Below are 20,024 nucleotides of genomic sequence, written 5' to 3'. Positions count from 1 at the left end.
GGGGTGTCCCGCCGATCGCGGGCACCCCCTCTGCTCGTTTCCCGGCGCGACCGGCGGTATCCGTATGCTCAGAGGGTGCCGGCCCCGCTCGGCATCCCCGAGGAGACGCATGCGCAAGACCGGTCGGCCCACCATGATCGACGTCGCCACCGACGCCGGGGTGAGCCTGAAGACCGTCTCGCGCGTGGTCAACGGCGAGCCGAACGTCGACCCCGCCATGATCGAGCGCGTCCTCGCCTCGGTCGGCCGGCTCGGCTACCACCGCAATTCCCTCGCCGCCAGCCTGCGCTCGGGCAACCGCGACACCATCGGCTTCGTCGCGGCCGACCTCTCGAACACCTTCTACATGGCGATCGCCGCCGCCGTCTCGGCGATCGCCACCCGCGAGCGGATGCACCTGGTGATGGCATCCAGCGAAGAAGACGCCGATCTCGAACGCACCCTCGCCCTCGATCTGTGTCAGCGCCAGATCGGCGGGCTCATCGTCGTCCCCACCGCGGCCGACCATTCCTACCTGTCCCGAGAGGTCGAGCTGGGAACACCCGTGGTCTTCCTCGACCGACCCGGCAGCGGCGTGCCCGCCGATGCGATCCTCCTCGATAACCGCGGCGGATCCCGAGCGGCCGTCGCCGAACTCCTCGAGGCCGGGCACCGCCGCATCGCCGTCCTGATGGACTCCCCCGACATCTTCACGATGGGCGAGCGTCTGGCCGGAGCTCGTGAGGCGTTCGCCGCCGAGGGCCTCGCACTCGACCCCGCCCTGGTCGTCGACGGGCTGCACACCCCCGCCGTCACCCGCGACGCGGTGCACCGGCTGCTCGACTCCGCCGACCCGCCGACGGCGGTGTTCTGCGCCAACAACCGCGTCACGATCGGAGCCCTCGAGGCGATCCTGCCCCGCGGCGCCGACGTCGCGATCGCCGGTTTCGACGACTTCGAGCTCTCCCGGCTGCTCCCCCGTCGCATCCGCATCGTCGACTACGACGTGACCGAGCTCGGCACGCGTGCCGCCGAGACGCTGCTGGCGCGGGGAGCCGATCCCGCGACGGGATCGCACACGCACCTCGTGCCGACGCGTCTCGTCGATCGGGGCGGAATGCGTTGAGACTGCGCGGCATCCGCTCTCCCGTCAAGGCCGCGCACCGCGACGCCCGTCCTGCATAGCGTCGTGTCATGACCTCCGATCGCGATCAGTTCACCTTCGACAACCCCGTCACCCGTTACTCGCGCGTCGAGCCGCCCGTGCAGCACCAGCCCGAGCCCGGCGTGCAGGCCGATATGACGCCGGTGCCCGACCTGGGCGAGAAGACGTACCGCGGGCTCGGTCGTCTCGTGGGCCGCAAAGCCCTCATCACCGGCGGCGACTCCGGCATCGGCGGGGCCGTGGCGATCGCGTTCGCGCGCGAGGGCGCCGACGTCGCCATCGTTCACCTGCCCGACGAGCAGCGCGACGCCGACCACATCCTGGAGCAGATCCGGGATGCCGGCCGCACCGGCGTCTCGATCGCGACCGACATCACCGATCCCGGCGCCTGCCGCGAGCTCGTCTCCCACGCCGCCGAGGCGCTCGGCGGCCTCGACATCGTCGTGAACAACGCTGGCAAGCAGGTGATGGTCGAGAAGGTCGACGACCTGTCCGACGAGCAGTTCGAGCAGACCTTCCGCACGAACGTCTTCGCGCCGTTCTGGATCACCAAGGCGGCGCTCGCCCACCTCCCCGAGGGCGGCACGATCATCAACACCGCCTCGCTCGAGGCCTACGTGCCCGCGCCCGACCGCCTCGACTACGCCGCGACGAAAGCCGCGATCAACAACCTGTCGAAGGGTCTCGCGCAGCAGCTCGCCTCGCGCGGCATCCGGGTCAACGTCGTCGCACCCGGGCCCACCTGGTCGGCCCTGCAGGTGAGCCAGGGGGTCTCCGACGATCAGATGGAGCACTTCGACGACGAGAGCAACTACCAGCGTGCCGGTCAGCCCGCCGAGATCGCGCCCGCGTTCGTCTTCCTCGCCTCCGCGGAGTCAAGCTACGTCTCGGGCGAGACGCTGAACGTCAACGGCGGCATGGTCACGCCGTAACCCGACCACCCCGATCGCCCCGGCCCGCCGCGGATGCTTGCGCAAATCGTGCCATTGCGCAAGCGACCCTTTCCGGCCCCACCCGTAAGCGAGCGTGAGTGCATGCCCACCGAAACCGCTCCCGCTCCCGGCGGGGCGCCCCTCACCCTGTACCTGCTGCACGCGCTGGGGGCGAGCTCCGGCTCCTTCGACCGTCTCGCCGACAAGCTCGACGGCGACGTGCGCGTCCACGGCATCGACCTCCCCGGCTTCGGATCGGCGGCGAGCGCCCCCGACTCCCGCCTCGACGACACCGTCGACCACGTCATCCGTCATCTCGCCCAGCACGCGCGCGGTCCGTGGATGCTCGGCGGACACAGCATGGGCGGCAAGATCGCCGCGCTGGTCGCCGCCCGCGTGCTCCGCGGCGACGCCGCGCTCTTCGGCCTGCGCGGCATGGTGCTGATGGCTCCGTCACCGCCGCGCCCCGAGCCCATGGACGAGGAGCGTCGCGAGCGGATGCTCTCGTGGGTCGACGACGGGGCCATCTCCGAACAGGATGCCGAGACCTTCATCGACCAGAACACGGCCGAGCCCCTCGATGCCGGGGCGCAGTCCCTCGCCCTGGCCGACCTCCGTCGCACCTCGCCGACCGCGTGGCGCGCGTGGCTCGAGACGGGAAGCCGCATCGACGCCACCGCCGACGTGCAGACGCTCGATCTGCCCGTGCTCGTGCTCGCCGGAACCGACGACGTCGACCTCGGCGCCTCCGCCCAGCCGGAACTGCTCGCCTCGGTCTACCCCCGCGCGCGGTTCATCGCCCTCGCGGACACCGGGCACCTGATCCCGCTCGAGCGCCCGGCCGAGGCCGCCGAGGCGATCTCCCGCTTCATCGCCGACGAGGTACGGGTCGGGCCGGTGGTTCCCGACGACTGGGCCCGTCTCATCGCCGGCGATCGCGTCGACGACCGGGTCCGCGGCATCCTGGCCCGCCGCTCCGTGCCCGACGACCGCGGGTACGCGCCCGCGGTGCTGAACATGGCGCAGCTGACGCTGCTGCGTGAGATCGCCGATCTGGTCATCCCGCAGGACGGACCGGCCATCGACATCGCCGGCCGCGTCGATGCGCAGCTCGCGCGCGGCGAGGGCGACGGCTGGCGCAACGCCGATCTGCCCGTCGATGTCGAGGCGTACCGCACCGGACTCGATCAGTTGGCCGCGGCCTGGCCCACCGACCCGACCGAACGCGCCGAGACGTTCCGCGCCGCCGTCGAGGGCGAAGCGGATGCCGATGGCCCCTTCGATGCCGCCCAGCTCAAGGCGTGGCTCGAAGACGTGCGCAACGACCTCGTCCGCCAGTGGCTCGCCCACCCGGCGAGCATGGCGCGGGTCGGCTACGACGGTTTCGCCACCGGGGGCACGCCGATCCGCGGGTTCGTGGAATTGCGCCTCGGGCGCCGAGAAGACTGGGAGCCGGCGAGCGTCGGCGGCACGATCGCGACGGGAGACGCGGCATGAACCTCGAAGCGATGCGCACCTACACCGACGACGAGATCGTCGACGTCGTCGTCATCGGAACGGGAGCGGGCGGAGCCCCGCTCACCGCGGAGCTGGCGCGCAAGGGACTCACCGTCGTGGCTCTGGAGGCGGGGCGGCACTTCTCGCTCGACGACCTCACCCCGGACGAGACCGAGGCCGTCGAGATCAACTGGATGTCGGAGCGGCTGAGCGGGGGCGACGACCCCACGGCCTTCGGCCCGAACAACAGCGGACGGGGCGTCGGCGGCTCGATGCTGCACTGGGGTGCGTTCACCCCGCGCCCCGACCGCCGCGACCTGGCCCTGCGCACCGAGTCGGGCGTGGGCCGCGACTGGCCGGTCGACCCCGACGAACTGCTCGCGTACGTCGAGCGCGTCGAAGGCGACATCGGCGTGTCCGGGCCCAGCCCGTACCCGTGGGACCCGTCGCGCCGGTACGCCTACGCCCCGGCGAAGCGCAACGCCCCGGCGAACCTCGTCGCGAAAGGCTGCGACGCGCTCGGCGTCCGTTGGGCCGACGCCCCCGCCGCGGTGCTCACGCGGGCGCGCCTGCAGGACCACCACGGCGAGCGCAGCGCCTGCGTGAACTGCGGCGAGTGCCACCAGGGATGCCGCGTGGATGCCAAGGCCTCCACCTCCAACACGTACCTGCCCGCGGCGGTCGCCGCCGGGGCCGAGATCCGCAGCGAGTCGATGGTGCACGGGATCGAGCTCGACGCCCGCGGCCACGTCGAAGCCGTGGTGTACCGCAAGGACGGCGTCGATCGTCGCCAGCGCTGCCGGGCCCTCGTGCTGGCCGGTGGCGGCGTCGAGACTCCGCGCCTGCTGCTGCACACGGGGATCGCGAACGACAACGGCCAGGTGGGGCGGAACTTCCTCGCGCACGGCGCCACCCAGGTGTGGGGCCGGTTCGACGAGCCCGTCCGCGGGCACCGCGGCTACCCCTCGTCGCTCATCAGCGAGGACATGATGCGTCCCGCCGACGCCGACTTCGCCGGCGGCTACCTCGTGCAAAGCCTGGGCGTCATGCCTCTGACCTTCTCGACCACGCTCGTCCGCGGCGGCGGGCTGTGGGGGCCCGAGCTCATGCAGCGACTGGACCAGGCGCGGTTCATGGCCGGCATCGGCATCAACGCCGACTGCCTGCCGTCGGACGACAATCGGCTCGAGCTGGTCGACGAGACCGACGAGTTCGGCATCCCCCGCGCGCGGGTCACCTTCACCGCCGGCGAGAACGAGAAGGCGATCGACAAGCACGCCACCGCGTTCATGCTGCGGGTGATGGAGGCCGCCGGTGCGCGCGAGACCATGGTCCTCGCCCGCACCGCGCACACGATCGGCACGTGCCGCATGTCGGACGATCCGTCCGACGGGGTGGTCGACTCCAACGGTCGCTCGCACGAGATCCCGAACCTGTGGATCTGCGACAACTCGGTCTTCCCCTCGGCCATCGCGGCCAACCCCGCGCTGACGATCATGGCCCTGTCGCTGCGCACCGCCGACCGCTTCCTGACCTCGGCCGCCGCCTGACCCGCCCCCTCCCGTCGAGTGTCCAGGACACGCCGCCCCGCGCGAGGCGGCGTGTCCTGGACACTCAACGCGGCACCGCTCGACACGGGAGAATGGATGCCATGAAGCTCGAGCACCTCGTCCGGTTCGCGGCCCTCGCCGAGGAGCTGCACTTCCCCCGCGCCGCCGACAAGCTGCGCATCCCCCTCGCCTCGCTGTACACCACCCTCGACAAGCTCGAAGAAGAGGTCGGGCAGCCGCTGGTCCAGCGCACGGCGCCCACACGCCTGCTGCCGGCCGGGGAGTTGCTGCTCGAAGAGGCCCACCGTCGCATCGCCGACGCGCCTCCTCCGGCGCCCCGGCAGAAGGCCCCCGGCGGCGGCAAGGCGAAGGCGAACAAGGGCAAGGGTCGCGCCCCGATCGTGAAGGGCGAGCCCAAGCCGTACAAGAAGCGCCAGGGCCGCTGACCCCGCCCCTCCCCCACGCATAAACGCGATCTGCTCGCAGAAACGCGTGCAGCACGCGTTTCTGGTCGTGCGAAGCGTTTATGCGGAGGTTGCGGCGCGACTCGGCGTGATCCGACCGACGCCTCGGCCCGCAGATCGAGGCCCCGCCCCGAGCAGCATCGGCCCCGCGGAACGGTGCAGCGGACCGCCCTACAGCTCGGCGACCTGCCCGGCCTCCACCCGCCAACGTCGGTCGGTCTGCACCGCGGCGAGCATGCGCCGGTCGTGCGTGACGAGCAGAAGCGTCCCCGTGTACGACTCCAGCGCCTGCTCGAGCTGCTCGATCGCGGGCAGATCGAGGTGGTTCGTCGGCTCGTCCAGCACGAGCACGTTCACGCCACGCGCCTGGAGCAGAGCGAGTCCCGCGCGCGTGCGCTCCCCCGGAGACAGCCCGTCGACCGCACGCGTGACGTGGTCGGCCTTGAGCCCGAACTTCGCGAGGAGCGTCCGCACCTCGCCGGCGTTCATCTCGGGGACGAAGCCCTCGAACGTCTCGGCGAGCGCTCGCTCCCCCACGAACAGCGATCGGGCCTGGTCGATCTCGCCGATCTCGACACTCGCGCCCAGACTCGCCGATCCCTCGTCCGGCGCCTGACGGCCCAGGATGCCACGCAGCAGCGTCGACTTCCCGGCACCGTTCGGCCCCGTGATGCCGATGCGCTCCCCCGCGTTCACCTGCAGCGAGACGGGACCGAGGGTGAAGTCGCCCTGCCGGAAGACCGCCCCCGACAGAGTGGAGACGACCGAGCTCGACCGCGGGGCCGAACCGATCGTGAACTCGAGCTGCCACTCCTTGCGCGGCTCCTCGACCTCGTCGAGGCGCGCGATCCGGCTCTCCATCTGGCGCACCTTCTGCGCCTGCTTCTCACTGGACTCCGTCGCGGCCTTGCGGCGGATCTTGTCGTTGTCGGGCGACTTCTTCATCGCGTTGCGCACGCCCTGGCTGGACCACTCCCGTTGCGTGCGGGCGCGCGCGACCAGGTCGGCCTTGGTGTCGGCGTACTCCTCGTACTTCTCGCGTGCCTGACGCCGTACGGTCGCGCGCTCCTCCAGGTACGCGTCGTACCCGCCCCCGTAGACCCGGTGGGAGTTCTGCGCGAGGTCGAGCTCGAGCACGCGCGTCACCGAACGGGCGAGGAACTCGCGGTCGTGGCTCACGAGCACCACACCGCCGCGGAGCCCGCGGACGAACGTCTCGAGACGCTCCAGCCCGTCCAGGTCGAGGTCGTTGGTCGGTTCGTCGAGAAGAGCGATGTCGAAGCGCGACAGCAGCAGAGCAGCGAGGCCCACGCGGGCGGCCTGACCGCCGGACAGTCCCGTCATCTCGGCATCCGGCCCGACGTCCAATCCCAGGTCGGCGAGCACCACGGGCATCCGCTCGTCGAGATCGGCGGCTCCGCTGGCGAGCCACCGTTCGAGAGCGGTGGCGTAGGCGTCGTCGGCTCCGGCGACCGTGGGGTCGCCGAGTGCTGCCGCCGTGGCATCCATCTCGCGCGTCGCGTCAGCGCAGCCCGTCCGCCGAGCGATGTACTGGGCGACCGTCTCGCCGACCACCCGCTCGTGTTCCTGCGGCAGCCACCCGACGAACGCGTCCGCGGGCGCGAGGCTCACGGTCCCCGCCTGCGGCTCGTCGACGCCGGCGAGCAGGCGCAGCAGAGTCGACTTGCCGGCCCCGTTCGCGCCGACCACGCCCACCACATCGCCGGGTGCGACCGTCAGGTCGACGCCGTCGAAGAGCGTGCGATGTCCGTGGCCCCCGGCGAGGCCCTGTGCGACGAGGGTGGCGGTCATCCCTCTAGTGTCTCAGGGTGCCGTCCGGTCGAGCGCCCGCCCCGCGCTCCTCACCGCGCGCGAGGGTGTGCCGTCGCGTACACGTCGCGCAGTGCGTCGACCGAGACGTGCGTGTAGATCTGCGTCGTCGATACCGACGCATGACCGAGCAGCTCCTGCACCACCCGCACATCGGCGCCGCCCTGCAGCAGGTGGGTGGCGAAGGAGTGGCGCAGCGTGTGCGGCGACACGTGGGCGGTGAGCCCCGCCCGCTCGGACGCGGCCTGGATGACGAGCCAGGCGCTCTGACGCGACAGCGGAGCCCCGCGCACACCGAGGAAGAGCCGCGGCGTCGCGCGCCCCTTGGCGGCCAGACCGGGCCGCACCCGGGTGAGGTACGCCTCGACCGCGGCGCGCGCGTACGAGCCCACCGGCACCACACGCTCCTTGTCGCCCTTGCCCCGCACGCGCAGGAGGTCGCCGTGCGCGGTGTCGTCGACATCGAGCTGGACGATCTCCGAGACGCGCGCCCCGGTCGCGTAGAGCAGTTCGAGCAGTGCCCGGTCGCGGACCGCCGACGGCTCCGCCGCGGACGCGTCCGAGGATCCCGGCGCCGGCCCCGCGGCATCCAGCAGCTGATCGATCTGCGTGATCGTCAGCGCCTTCGGCAGCCGCCGCGGTGCCTTCGGCGGCTGCAGTCTGCCGCTCGGGTCCGCGTCGACCCGGCCCTCCCGCACGAGGAAGCGATGCAGGCCGCGCACCGACGACTGCAGGCGAGCGAGCGACGATGACGCCGGCGGCGGTTCGGCCGAGGCCCGCTCCGCCGCAAAGTCGGCGACGATGACGGGGGTCACCTGCTCGGCGGTGTCGATGCCGCGCGCGCCGAGCCACTCGACGTACACCGCGAGATCGCGTCGGTAAGCCGCGACCGTGTGGTCGGAGAGACCGCGCTCGAGCGTGACGTGCCGGAGGTAGATCTCGACCGCGTGCTCGAGCTCCACGTCAGCGGGCGGACGCCTCGCGGCGCAGCACCTCAGCCGTGGCGAGAGCGCCGGTGGCCAGGATGCCGTTGCGCAGGCGTCCCGCGAGCACTCCGTCGATCACGGCGGCGAGGGGCACCCGCTCGACGCGCATGTCGGATTCCTCGTGCTCCCGCTCGTAATCGGTCTCGACAGCGCGCAGACCGCGGGCGAGGAACAGGTGAACGACCTCGTCGTTGCCCCCGGGTGTCGTGTGCATCGAGATGAGGTGCTGCCAGCGGTCGGCCTCGAGGTCGACCTCTTCGGTCAGCTCGCGCTTCGCCGTCTCGAGGGGAGGCTCACCCGCGACGTCGAGAAGACCGGCCGGGATCTCCCAGTCGCGCTCCTTGATCGGGTGACGGTACTGCTGGATGAGGACGACGTTCTCGTCATCGTCGAGGGCCACGACCGCCGCGGCTCCCGGGTGCTCGACGTACTGGCGGGTCATCTCACCGTCGCCGTAGCGCACGGTGTCCGACCGCACGTCCCAGACGGCTCCTTCGTACACGAGGTCCGTCGAGACCAGCTCGAGGTCGACCTTCTCGTCGCGCAGCTCCTGCACGTCAGTCCTCCTCGACATCGAACAGCTCGCTCGAACGGTGGCGGTCCAGCGCGGCCGCGACGAGACCGCGGAACAGCGGGTGCGGCTCGGTCGGTCGCGAGCGCAGCTCGGGGTGGGCCTGGGTGGCGATGTAGTACGGGTGTACGTCGCGCGGCAGCTCGACGAACTCGACGAGGTCGAGATCGGGGTTCAGCCCCGAGAAGACCAGGCCCGCGTCGCTCAGCTGCTGGCGGTAGGCGTTGTTGACCTCGTAGCGGTGACGGTGGCGCTCTGAGATGCTGCTCGACCCGTAGACCTCGGCGGCGAGCGATCCTTCCGCGAGGGCCGCGGGGTAGAGCCCGAGACGCATGGTGCCGCCCAGGTCACCGCTCTGCAGGATGTCGACCTGCTCGGCCATCGTGGCCACGACCGGGTGGGCGGTGTCGGGATCGAACTCGCTCGACGACGCCCCGTCGAGACCGGCGACCGTCCGCGCGTACTCGATGACCATGCACTGCAGGCCCAGGCAGATGCCGAGCGTCGGGATGCCCTGCTCGCGGGCGAAGCGCAGCGCACCGAGCTTGCCCTCGATACCGCGGATGCCGAATCCGCCGGGCACGATGATGCCGTCGACCGCGCCCAGCGCCTTGGCCGCGCCTTCCGGCGTCTCGCAGAGGTCGGACGGGATCCACGTGATCTTCACGTGGGTCTCCTGGCCGAAGCCGCCGGCCTTGATGGCCTCGGTGACCGAGAGGTAGGCGTCGGGCAGGTCGATGTACTTGCCGACGAGACCGATCGTCACTTCGTGCTTGGGGTTGTGCACGGCCTGTAGGACGCGCTGCCAGCGCGACCAGTCGACGTCGCTCGCCTTGTCGAGGTCGAGGGCGTCGACGATGTACCCGTCGAGACCCTGATCGTTCAGCATGGACGGGATGTCGTAGATGCTGGGGACGTCGATCGCGTTGACCACGGCGTCTTCGTCGACGTCGCACATGAGCGCGATCTTGCGCTTGTTCGACTCGGTGACGGGGCGGTCGCTGCGCAGCACGAGCGCGTCGGGCTGGATGCCGATGGAGCGCAGCGTCGCGACGGAGTGCTGGGTGGGCTTGGTCTTCTGCTCCCCCGAGGCGCCCATGAAGGGGACGAGCGAGACGTGCACGAAGAAGACGTTCTTGCGACCGAGCTCGTGACGGATCTGGCGCGCGGACTCGATGAAGGGCTGCGACTCGATGTCGCCGACCGTGCCGCCGATCTCGGTGATGATGACGTCGGGCTGCGGCTGCTCGCTCGCCTGCAGGCGCATGCGGCGCTTGATCTCGTCGGTGATGTGCGGGATGACCTGGACGGTGTCGCCGAGGTACTCGCCCCGGCGTTCGCGCGCGATGACCTGCGAGTAGATCTGGCCGGTGGTGACGTTGGCCGCCTGGCTCAGCTCGATGTCGAGGAAGCGCTCGTAGTGGCCGATGTCGAGATCGGTCTCGGCGCCGTCATCGGTGACGAAGACCTCGCCATGCTGGAACGGGTTCATCGTTCCGGGATCGACGTTCAGATACGGGTCGAGCTTCTGCATGACCACGCGGAGGCCGCGAGCCGTGAGGAGGTTGCCGAGGCTTGCCGCCGTCAGGCCCTTACCGAGGGAGGAGACCACGCCTCCGGTGACGAAGATGTGCTTCGTCGTGAAAGTCGTACCGTCTGATTGTCCCGCGTCCGAAGTCTGCATCACGGGCTTCGATCCTATCAGTCGCGTGTGGGGGTTCGCCTCCGAGTCTGGCACCCCCCTCCGACATCCACGTCACGGTCGCGTGACGATGGCGCGACGGCGCGTGCGGACGAGGGCGATGACGGCGACGACAGCAGACAGGGCGACGGGGATCAGCACGACGGGCACGATGACGTCTTCGCTCGCCGCGTCGCCGGTGGCCCACCCGATGAGCACCGCCTGGGCGACGACCATGCTCGGAGGCAGCCACCGGGCGACGTCCCGACGCACCCCGACCCTGCCGCGAGCGCCCATGCCGAACAGGCCGAGGAGGACGGCCGCGGCTCCGAGGACCGGACCGGCGACCCAGGGAATCGCCAGCCACACCGTGTGCCCGAGGCTCGGCGTCGTCGCCGACGCGAACGTGTCGGCCGGGAATCTCACGTCGAGGCCGGCGTACTTCGACGACGAGGGCCACCGGTTTCCCGGCTCGACCTCGTCTGTCGCTCGCGCGTCGAACGAGATGATCGTCTGCCAACCAGGCTGCACGGTGTTCCCGAGTGCCTCGGGCGGGGAGTCCAGCCGGTACGGTGTCGCATCCAGCCAGCCGGAGTCGCTGCGCAGCTCTGCGCCCAGGCCGTCGGCGAGGGTGAGGGCGATGCGAACGCGCTCGGGTTCCGCATCCACGGTGGTCCACGGCCACGACCACCCCGGCATCAGGGCCGTCCACGTCATCCGCTCGTCCTCCGGCGTCGCCGCGATCGGTCTCGCCAGGGCGTACCGCACCTCGACGTCGTGCTCGCCGACCCAGTCGTCCGTCAGCCGGGTCTGCACGACCGCGTGTCCCCGCCGCCGGGACTGCTCGAACGGCACGGCCTCGCCGTCGACGGTGATCGATCCGACCGTCAGCCCCTGGTCATGGCCGTCCACGACGTCGCGCCAGACTCGCGTCACCTGAGGAACGGCCCGCAGGTTTCCGCTGACCTCCGTCGTGAGCTTCTCGACGACCTCGAGCCGTCCGGCCCCGTCGCCGTTCCGGCTCAGGGTCGCCGCGATGTCGGCATCCGTCACCGCGACGCCGTCCTCGCCTTCGAGCCCGTCGAGCACGGCCGTCTCATCGGGTGCGGCGCTCGTCGGCGCCGTCGAGAGAAAAGCGAGAGCGAGGGCACCGCCGACGACCGCCAGAGCCAGTGCGCGGACGCCGAGCCGCCCCCGTCCCAAGAAGGTGGGGTCCGCTCCCACACGTCGATCGATTCCCTCCCGCTCGAGGAGCTCGCGGACGAGGCGGCCCGCTGCGCGCGGCCGCGCGAAGAGCACGACGTACGGCAGCTCCGCCGATCTCAGAGGGGTACGTCCTGCCGCGGTGGTCCGCTCGAGATACAGGCGCTGGCCGAGCAGGTGCTCACGGGCGAGAGCCCCCGCACGCGTCAACGGGCGTGCGCTCAGCGCTATCGAGACCACGACGGCGGCGAGCACGATGGCGACCGCCGCCGCGGCCGGCGGCCACCATTCGATCGTCAGGGCACTCTGGTGCGACAGCTGACGCGTCAGCCCCAGCTGCAACACGGCGAGCGCGAAGGCACCGCCGAGGAACGCGTCGCGGACGAAACCTCGGGGAACGGTCCGCAGCCCCAGCTCGAACTGCTGCCCCCACGCGGGCGAGAAGCGTTACGACGTCAGGGAAGGGAGAAGATCGCCCCAGCGTCCCGCCCGGTGCGCCGCCCGCGCGAGACGACGCGTCAGGACGGGATTCGTCGGGTCTCGTCGCCACCCGTCGAGCGCCTCCGCCAGTCCCGCCGTCCGCCGAGCCTCCCACAGGCGCGCGTCCAGGGCCACCGTGCTCCCCCGGCGCGGCTGCGACTCGGGGACGAACCACGCGCGCCCGCGCTCATCGGCCCACGCCACGGCACGAGCGGCGAACGCGAAGAGCACCCCGGCCGCGAGCAGGAGCAGCGGCAGGAAGGGCCCGTAGGCCTGTACGAAGAACAGCGCGGACGGCCCCGGCATGGCGAACGTGGCGGGCTCGAACCGGAACGTGAACCAGAACGACCCGTGCGGGGGGATGTTCTGGTCGTTCGTGATCTCGTAGACGAGCGGATCGGATGCCGCGTCCTCGGGCTCCATCGTGGCCGAGCCGCTCACGAGGAGCCAGGAAAGCCCCGCCGTCGGCTGCCGCGAGAAGGCCCCCTCGAGATCGCGGGGCACGATGACGCGCAGCGAGCTCGACGAGACCGCGTGCGGGAACTCCGGACCGAAGACGTCCCACTTCACCACCTGGTACGGCTGCTCCGACGACAGATCCCGATCGTCGTACGCGAGGTCGTGGAGGTCGTAGCGCAGCTCGACCGTGTGCGACCCCGTGAGACGTTCCCCTCCCCCGAGCGAATACGTCGTCCGGGTCGGCGTCGTGCTCACCCGCGGATCGACGGCGCGGTCGTCGAGCCGAGCCCCGCGCAGTTCGGGAGCCAGGTCGTGCCCCTCGTACTGGGAAGCGATGACGCGCTCGATCGCGTCCTCGTCGACGTCGTCCGGGAAGACGGCGGTGAACCGCTCGGTCACCGCCACGACGAGTCGACCATCCGCTCCCCGCTGCACGGCGTAGTCGGCCGAGAAGTCTTTCGCAATCCAGGTGCTCGTGGCCTCTTTCGCCGACGAGGTGATGTCGTCGAAGGTGAGGGGAGCGTTGATCACCGGGCCCACGAGGAGCAGGATGCCGACCGCGGTCACCGAGGCCCAGAACGCCCGGATGCCGAAGCGCAGGCGTCGGCCGCCGTGCGAGCGTAGCCACGCCTCCAGCCGCAGCAGCAGGCGGGAGAGGAAGGCCCACAGCGGCGTCTGCCGAGGAGGGGCGATCGGCGTCGCGTCCGGCGGCGCTAATAGCTCGTCGTCGGGGGCGTCCGTCATCGGGTTCGACCGGTCTCCAACAGCTCGCGGGCGTGCGTCAGAGCGGCATCCGAATCGCTGAGGCCCGACAGCAGGCGGGCCATCTCGGCTTCGCGTTCGGCCCCGTCGAGGCGTCGGACACTGGATGCCGTGACGGCCCCGTCGTTCCCCTTGACGACCGTCAGGTGATTGCCGGCGAAGGCCGCGACCTGGGCGAGGTGCGTGACCGCGATCACCTGCGACGATTCGGCGAGACGGGCCAGACGGCGACCGACCTCGATCGCGGCGGCGCCGCCGATACCGGCGTCGACCTCGTCGAAGACGAACGTGGGGACCGGGTCGACACCCGCGATCACGACCTCGATCGCGAGCATGACGCGGCTCAGCTCGCCGCCCGATGCTCCGCGCGACACGGGCCGGGGATCGGCGCCGGGGTGCGGGGCGAGCAGGATCGACACCTCGTCACGGCCGTGCCCGGCCGGAGTCGCGGGCGCGACGTCGACGCTCAGGCGGGCGTCGGGAAGAGCCAGGGCGTGTAGTTCTTCGGTGACCGCGGCGCCCAGCCGTTCGGCGGCCTCGCGTCGCGCGGCGGTCAGTGCCTCCGCGGCGTCGTCGAGTTCGGCGGCAGCCGCGTCGCGCTGCGTCTCGAGCCGCTGCAGGCGGTCGCCGTCGTTGTCGAGTTCGACCAGACGGGCCGATCCCGTCTCGAGGAGCGCGATGGCTTCGTCCACGGAACCGTGCGCGCGGACCAGCCCCGCGAGCACGCCGCGACGTTCGTCCACCGCGGCCAGCTCGTGCGGCCCGGACTCGTCGAGATCGGCGAGGTAACCCGACAGGGCGACGGACGCATCGGTCGCGCGGTAGCCGAGGTCGGCGACGAGCTCGCCGATCGAGGCGAGCGCCTCGTCACTTCCCGAGATCCGCTCCAGGGCGCGGCGGGCCTCCGCCAGGAGCGTCACGACGTCGGGCGAGCCGTCCTCGTTCGAGAGGGCGGCGTGCGCGGTCACGGCGGCGACGCGCAGGTCCTCCGCGTTCGCGAGACGCTCCGCCCGGCGGGCCAACTCTTCTTCCTCACCCGCGACAGGCGCCGCGGCTTCGATCTCGGCGATCGCGGCGCGCAACTGCTCCGCCTCGCGTGCCCGGTCGTCGCGGTCTGCGGTGAGGGTGGTCAGTTCGGCATCGAGCGTGCGCCAGGTCTCCCAGGCCGTCCGATACGCCGTTCGAGCGGCGACCACGGGCTCCCCGCCGAAGCGGTCGAGCGCGTCGCGCTGGGCCGACGACGATTTCAGACGCAGCTGATCGGACTGTCCGTGCACGACGACGAGGTCGTCGGCCAGATCGGCGAGAACCCCCGCCGGCGCCGTTCGCCCACCGACGGTGGCACGGCCGCGCCCCTCGCTCGAGACTGTGCGGCCGAGGTAGAGCTCGGCCGACCCTCCGCCGACGGGCTCGACGTCGCCGCCGGCTTCGCGCACGCGCGCAGCCACCGCCCCCTCTTCGGGGACGAGCCAGACGCCTTCGACGGCAGCCTGCGCCGCTCCCTTGCGCACGGCACCCGAGTCCGCGCGCTGGCCGAGCAAGAGCCCCAGGCCCGTCACGACCATCGTCTTGCCCGCGCCGGTCTCGCCGGTGATGGCGGTGAAACCGCGTCCGATCGGAAGGGTGGCGTCGGCGATCACCCCGAGGTCGCGCAGCCGCATCTCCTCGATCACGCCGCACCCCCCGGCATCCCGCGCCATCCCGTGACCGGGAGTCGGAACTTCCGGACGAGACGGTCGGTGAAGGCGGCGGGGTGCAGGCGTGCGAGGCGGACGGGGCGCGACGAACGGCGCACCATCACGCGCGCCCCCGGCGGCAGTTCGTGCGAGCGCCGACCGTCGCACCACAGGATGCCGCTGCCGCTGGTGCGCTTGAGCACCTCGATGGCGACCATGGCGTCGGGGCTGACGACGAGCGGGCGGGCGAAGAGGGCGTGCGCCGAGAGGGGGACGACCGCGATGGCCTCGACGGTCGGCCAGATGACGGGTCCGCCGGCGGAGAAGTTGTAGGCGGTCGACCCGGTCGGGGAGGCGACGACGATACCGTCGCACCCGAACGACGACAGGGGTCGTCCGTCCACCTCCATGACGACCTCGAGCATGCGCTCGCGGCTCGCCTTCTCGACGGTGGCCTCGTTGAGCGCCCAGGTTTCGAAGATGACCTCGTCATCGGCGTCGAGGACGCGCACGGCGAGGGCGAGACGCTCTTCCACGACGTAGTCACGGTCGATCACCCGACGGACGGCATCGTCCATGTCGTCGCGCTCGATCTCGGCGAGGAAGCCGACGTGGCCCATGTTGATCCCGAGGATCGGGACCGTGCCGCCACGGACGACCTCGGCCGCCCGGAGGATCGTCCCGTCGCCGCCGAGGACGATGGCCAGTTCGACATCGTCGATGCTGACGTCGACGCCGAGGGTCTGAACACCCTCGAGCGAGAGTCGCTCGGCCAGCTCGGGTCGGTCCTCCGCGGACACCACCGGTGTGGCACCGGCCGACCGAACGGCGGTCAGGATGCGCTCGGCGGCGTGGACGGTGTCGTCGCGGCGCGCGTGGACGACGAGGAGGATTCGGCGATCGCTGGGGGTCATCGGCTTCCGGTCAGTCGGGTCACGGTGCTCTCCCATTCTGAGGGGTCGCTGCCCCGAGTGGCTGAGAACCACGCGACGTACTCCTGGTTGCCGTGCGTGCCGACGATCGGCGAGGCGATGAGACCGGCGGTTCTCAGACCGGCGTCCCACGCGGCCCAGAGGACGCCGTGCACGGCGTCGGACCGCAGGGCCGGGTCGGTGACGAGGCCGCCCTTCACCGCCGTGCGCCCCACCTCGAACTGCGGCTTGATGAGCAGGACGACATCCGCCTCCGGGGCGGCCGTGGCGACCACGGCGGGCAGGACGTGCTCGAGGGAGATGAAGGAGAGATCCCCCGTCACGACGGTGGCGCGCTCGGCGACGCCGGTCGCGCCGGCGAGAGAGTCGGCGGTCATGAATCGCACGTTATACCCCTCGACCGACACCACGTCGGGGTCCGCCCCCACGACGGTGGATAACTGCCCGTGCCCCACGTCGACGGCCATCACCGGCCGCGCTCCGCGCTCACGCAGCACCTGCGTGAAGCCGCCCGTCGACGCGCCCAGATCGAGGGCGACGCGATCGCGCACGTCCAGAGCGAAGGCGTCGAGCGCCGCGATCAGCTTGTGGGCGCCGCGGCTGACGTAGTGGTCCGTCCCGGCGACCTCGATCAGGCTCTCGGCGCCGACCTGTGTCGCCGTTTTGACGACCGGCCGTCCGTCGACCGTCACGAGTCCCCCCGTGATGAGCTGGGCCGCGTGCGAGCGGGAACGCGCCAATCCGCGGGCGGCGAGCTCGGCATCCAGGCGCGAGGTCACGGCGTCGAGGTGGGGTCGGTCGGCGCCGACTCGAGACGCCGAGCGAGCTCCTCGTGGACGGCGGCGTACGCGGCCGCGCGGGTGTCGAGGGGCTGCTCCTCGATGAGACGCAACCGGTCGATGAGCCCGGCGGCGTCCGGGGCGGAGCTGTCGGACATGGATGCCATGCTACCGACGTCAGCGCACGCGGAACGGGTCCGCGTAGAGCTGTTCGGGAACCCGGAACCCGAAGATCGCCCGACCGCTGTTCCAGATGGCTGCTGCACCTGCGCGCAACAGGTCGATCTGGCGACCCCCGTCGTTCACGATCCGCAGGTCGACACCGTCGATCTCGATGATCGCGTCGCCCACGCGGGTGCGGTCGCCCTTCACGACCGTGACGGGGTACGGCTCGAAGAGCTGCCGCAGGTCTTCGACGATGTAGTCCGGACGTTGCGAGGGCGGCGCCGCGAGGATCTGCTTCGGACGATCGATGCCCGTCAGCACCAGCAGGGAGCGCATCTCGGCAGTCCTGGCGCCCTGGATGTCGGTATCGAGACGGTCGCCGATGAACAGCGGCGTCTGCGCCCCCGTTCGTGCGACCGCGACGTCGAAGATCGGTCGCTCGGGTTTGCCGGCGATCGTCGCCAGCCGCCCGACCGCGGTGTGCACGGCCGACACGAGCGTGCCGTTGCCCGGAGCGATGCCGCGGGCTTGGGGAATGGTCCAGTCGGAGTTCGTGGCCACCCAGGGGATGCCACCCTCCTCCACAGGCGTGGCGAGGGCGTAGGCCGCCTCGGCGAGGTGGACCCACCCGACCTCCGGTGCGAACCCTTGGACGACGGCCGCGGGATGGTCGTCCGCGCTGCGCGTCACGACGAATCCGGCCTTCTCGACCTCGACGACGAGTCCCTCGCCGCCGATCACCAAGAGGGTCGATCCCTCCGGGACCAGATCCCGCATCAGTCGCATCGCGGCCTGCGGGCTCGTCGTGACGTCGTCGGGCGCGACACGCAACCCGAGCGAGGTCAGGTGCTCCGCCACCGACGCATCGGTGCGCGACGCGTTGTTGGTGATGTAGCCGAGGCGGCGCCCCTCCTGCTGTGCGCGGTTGAGACTGTCGACCGCGTGCGGAAGAGCGCCGGGCCCGGCGTACACGACACCGTCGAGGTCGGCCAGCACGACGTCGACACCGTCGAGAGGCGACGGAGGAGGAGTGCTGCGCCCGAAGATCATCGCGCGTCTTCCTCGTCACCCGACTCGGCGTCGGCTCCGTCGGCATCCACGTCGTCGTCGGCACTGTCGATCTTGACGACGTCCTCGGCCCCTGCGGATTCCTCCGAGTCCTCGCTGTCCTCCTCGAGAGGAATGACTCCGGATGCCACGTCCACGCCGCCCTCGTCATCGACGAGCTCGATCTCCTCGACGACGATGACCTCGCGGTCCGCGACACCGGCGGCAGCGTCGAGTGCGTCGGCCGCGATCTGCGCGCGACGTTCCCACTGCGCGGATTCGTCGGTTCGTCCGAGTTCCTCGAGCACCGCGGCCCGCGCGGAGAAGAGCGCGGGACTCCACTCAAAGGCGCGATCCGGGTCCGCTTCGGGGATCTCGAGTTCCTGCAGAGCGCGTTCGGTCTGACCGAGGTCGAGGCGCGCTCCGGACATGGCGATCGCCAGCTGTACTCGGACGGGCACCGACAGCGCGGAACGGTCGACCGCGCGCCCCTCCTCGAGAGCACGGTCCGGGCGACCGACGCCACGCTCGCTGTCGACGATGAGCGGAAGCTGCTCGTCGGAGCCCGTGATGCGGCGGTGCGTGCGCAGCTCCCGAAGCGCGAGCGCGAAGTCGCCCACGGCATAGGCGGTGATGGCCACCGTCTCGCGGACCACACCGACCCGTCCCGCGCTCCGCGACGCCGCCAGGGCGTGCTGGTGCGCGAGTTCGGGGTCTTCGTCGATCACACGAGCCGCCATCGCGAGGTGCCGTGCGACGTTGTCCGCGTTGTCTTTGCTGAGGGTCTTCAGCTCGTTGCGTGCCGCGCCCGGAAGGTCGAACGCGGTGACGTCTTCGGGGATCTCCGGTCCGCGCTCACGACGGTCCTGTGGCGGGCGAGTCGCCCGCGAGTCTTCACGGTCGAACCGGCGCGGTGCACCCGCACCCGGTCGACGGTCGCCGCTGGGGCGCCGGTCCGAGAACCCGCGGGAGTCGCCGTCACGGCGGACCGGACGGTCACCGTCACGACGGATAGGGCGCTCACCATCACGACGGAACGGACGGTCACCATCGCTGCGGAACGGACGGTCCCCGTCACGACGAACCGGACGGTCGCCATCACGACGAACCGGACGGTCGCCATCACGACGAACAGGGCGGTCCCCACCGTTGCGGAAAGGGCGGTCTCCCTCGCTACGGAAGGACCGGTCGCCATCACGACGAACCGGACGGTCACCATCGCGACGAACCGGACGGTCACCATCGCGACGAACAGGACGGTCGGCCCCCTCGCTACGGAAGGGCCGATCACCATCACGACGAACAGGACGGTCGGTTCCCGGGCGGAACGGACGGTCCCCGTCACGACGTACCGGGCGATCTCCGTCACGACGTACCGGACGGTCACCACCGTTGCGGAAAGGGCGGTCTCCCTCGCTACGGAAGGGCCGGTCGCCATCACGACGAACAGGACGGTCACCATCACGACGAACCGGACGGTCGCCATCACGACGCACCGGGCGATTACCGTCCTTGCGGAACGGACGATCACCATCACGACGAACCGGACGGTCCCCATCACGACGCACCGGACGGTCGCCATCACGCCGAACAGGGCGGACACCGTCACGGAACGGACGGTCACCGTCACGACGGAACGGACGGTCGCTCCGGGACGACGAATCACGGCCTCGAGAGGACTCGCCACGTCCGGACGAGCGGTCGCCCGAGCGCCCTTCGTTGCTCCTGCGATCGTTCGCGTCGTCCGTCGACATGACTGTCCTTCCCGGGAAATGTGCCCGTAAATGCGAAATGGCCACCCAGCTTTGGGTGGCCATTTCGACTAAAAGAAGTCCGGCGGTGTCCTACTCTCCCACAGGGTCCCCC

18 protein-coding genes are annotated in these 20,024 nt (G+C 71.0%); 6 read left to right on the top strand and 12 right to left on the bottom strand.

The window, feature by feature from the left end; genetic code table 11:
• Positions 1–109 precede the first annotated feature (109 nt).
• The 5 genes from J2X55_RS16895 (at position 110) to J2X55_RS16875 (ending at position 5,569) form a co-directional block, all read left to right on the top strand.
• Positions 110–1,105, top strand: coding sequence for a LacI family DNA-binding transcriptional regulator (locus J2X55_RS16895; protein WP_309824834.1), 996 nt, complete (start codon positions 110–112; stop codon positions 1,103–1,105).
• A gap of 68 nt (positions 1,106–1,173) precedes the next feature.
• Positions 1,174–2,076, top strand: coding sequence for an SDR family oxidoreductase (locus tag J2X55_RS16890; protein WP_309824832.1), 903 nt, complete (start codon positions 1,174–1,176; stop codon positions 2,074–2,076).
• A 102-nt stretch (positions 2,077–2,178) separates the two neighbouring features.
• Positions 2,179–3,573: an alpha/beta fold hydrolase gene (locus tag J2X55_RS16885; RefSeq protein ID WP_309824830.1), complete on the top strand. Its 1,395-nt coding sequence runs from the start codon at positions 2,179–2,181 to the stop codon at positions 3,571–3,573.
• Complete coding sequence (locus J2X55_RS16880; RefSeq protein WP_309824827.1) at positions 3,570–5,123, top strand: GMC family oxidoreductase; 1,554 nt, start codon at positions 3,570–3,572, stop codon at positions 5,121–5,123. Before J2X55_RS16885 ends, J2X55_RS16880 begins: the two co-directional genes overlap by 4 nt.
• 101 nt (positions 5,124–5,224) lie before the next feature.
• On the top strand, positions 5,225–5,569 hold the full coding sequence (locus J2X55_RS16875) for a LysR family transcriptional regulator (RefSeq protein ID WP_115920039.1): 345 nt from the start codon (positions 5,225–5,227) through the stop codon (positions 5,567–5,569).
• A 189-nt stretch (positions 5,570–5,758) separates the two neighbouring features.
• Here J2X55_RS16875 and J2X55_RS16870 read toward each other — a convergent pair whose 3' ends face one another.
• From J2X55_RS16870 to J2X55_RS16815, 12 genes are all read right to left on the bottom strand, one after another.
• Complete coding sequence (locus J2X55_RS16870) at positions 5,759–7,399, bottom strand: ABC-F family ATP-binding cassette domain-containing protein (protein WP_309824825.1); 1,641 nt, start codon at positions 7,397–7,399, stop codon at positions 5,759–5,761.
• A 50-nt stretch (positions 7,400–7,449) separates the two neighbouring features.
• Positions 7,450–8,379: a site-specific tyrosine recombinase XerD gene (gene xerD, locus J2X55_RS16865; protein ID WP_309824823.1), complete on the bottom strand. Its 930-nt coding sequence runs from the start codon at positions 8,377–8,379 to the stop codon at positions 7,450–7,452.
• A gap of 1 nt (position 8,380) precedes the next feature.
• Positions 8,381–8,959 (bottom strand): NUDIX hydrolase, encoded by a 579-nt coding sequence (locus J2X55_RS16860; protein ID WP_115919898.1) that lies wholly within the window; start codon positions 8,957–8,959, stop codon positions 8,381–8,383.
• Between the two features lies 1 nt (position 8,960).
• Positions 8,961–10,658: a CTP synthase gene (locus J2X55_RS16855; RefSeq protein ID WP_115919900.1), complete on the bottom strand. Its 1,698-nt coding sequence runs from the start codon at positions 10,656–10,658 to the stop codon at positions 8,961–8,963.
• A gap of 72 nt (positions 10,659–10,730) precedes the next feature.
• Positions 10,731–12,203, bottom strand: coding sequence for a hypothetical protein (locus J2X55_RS16850; RefSeq protein WP_309824821.1), 1,473 nt, complete (start codon positions 12,201–12,203; stop codon positions 10,731–10,733).
• Positions 12,204–12,305: 102 nt separating this feature from the next.
• Positions 12,306–13,541: a hypothetical protein gene (locus J2X55_RS16845; RefSeq protein WP_309824819.1), complete on the bottom strand. Its 1,236-nt coding sequence runs from the start codon at positions 13,539–13,541 to the stop codon at positions 12,306–12,308.
• The gene (gene recN / locus J2X55_RS16840; RefSeq protein ID WP_309824818.1) at positions 13,538–15,232 is read right to left on the bottom strand and encodes a DNA repair protein RecN; all 1,695 of its coding nucleotides are present in this window, start codon (positions 15,230–15,232) and stop codon (positions 13,538–13,540) included. The genes J2X55_RS16845 and recN overlap by 4 nt, the downstream gene beginning before the upstream one ends.
• Complete coding sequence (locus J2X55_RS16835) at positions 15,229–16,149, bottom strand: NAD kinase (RefSeq protein ID WP_309824815.1); 921 nt, start codon at positions 16,147–16,149, stop codon at positions 15,229–15,231. The genes recN and J2X55_RS16835 overlap by 4 nt, the downstream gene beginning before the upstream one ends.
• Positions 16,146–16,946, bottom strand: coding sequence for a TlyA family RNA methyltransferase (locus J2X55_RS16830; RefSeq protein ID WP_309824814.1), 801 nt, complete (start codon positions 16,944–16,946; stop codon positions 16,146–16,148). Before J2X55_RS16830 ends, J2X55_RS16835 begins: the two co-directional genes overlap by 4 nt.
• On the bottom strand, positions 16,943–17,104 hold the full coding sequence (locus tag J2X55_RS16825) for a hypothetical protein (protein ID WP_181906533.1): 162 nt from the start codon (positions 17,102–17,104) through the stop codon (positions 16,943–16,945). Before J2X55_RS16825 ends, J2X55_RS16830 begins: the two co-directional genes overlap by 4 nt.
• 19 nt (positions 17,105–17,123) lie before the next feature.
• A complete protein-coding gene (locus tag J2X55_RS16820; protein WP_309824811.1) occupies positions 17,124–18,161 on the bottom strand; it encodes an HAD-IIA family hydrolase in 1,038 nt (345 codons plus the stop codon).
• Positions 18,158–18,886 carry a hypothetical protein gene (locus tag J2X55_RS16815; protein WP_309824808.1) on the bottom strand — a complete coding sequence of 243 codons (729 nt, stop codon included), beginning with the start codon at positions 18,884–18,886 and terminating at the stop codon, positions 18,158–18,160. The genes J2X55_RS16820 and J2X55_RS16815 overlap by 4 nt, the downstream gene beginning before the upstream one ends.
• On the opposite strand from J2X55_RS16815, the gene J2X55_RS16810 reads away from it, so the two are divergent.
• Positions 18,857–19,942, top strand: a complete 1,086-nt coding sequence (locus J2X55_RS16810; protein WP_309824805.1) for a hypothetical protein — start codon at positions 18,857–18,859, stop codon at positions 19,940–19,942. The genes J2X55_RS16815 and J2X55_RS16810 overlap by 30 nt on opposite strands.
• Positions 19,943–20,024: the final 82 nt, after the last annotated feature.

Source organism: Microbacterium sp. 1154 (assembly GCF_031455375.1).
In the GTDB taxonomy this organism is placed as follows: domain Bacteria; phylum Actinomycetota; class Actinomycetes; order Actinomycetales; family Microbacteriaceae; genus Microbacterium.
The sequence above is the reverse complement of the archived record's forward strand: the minus strand, read 5'-3'. Positions and strand labels throughout refer to the sequence as shown.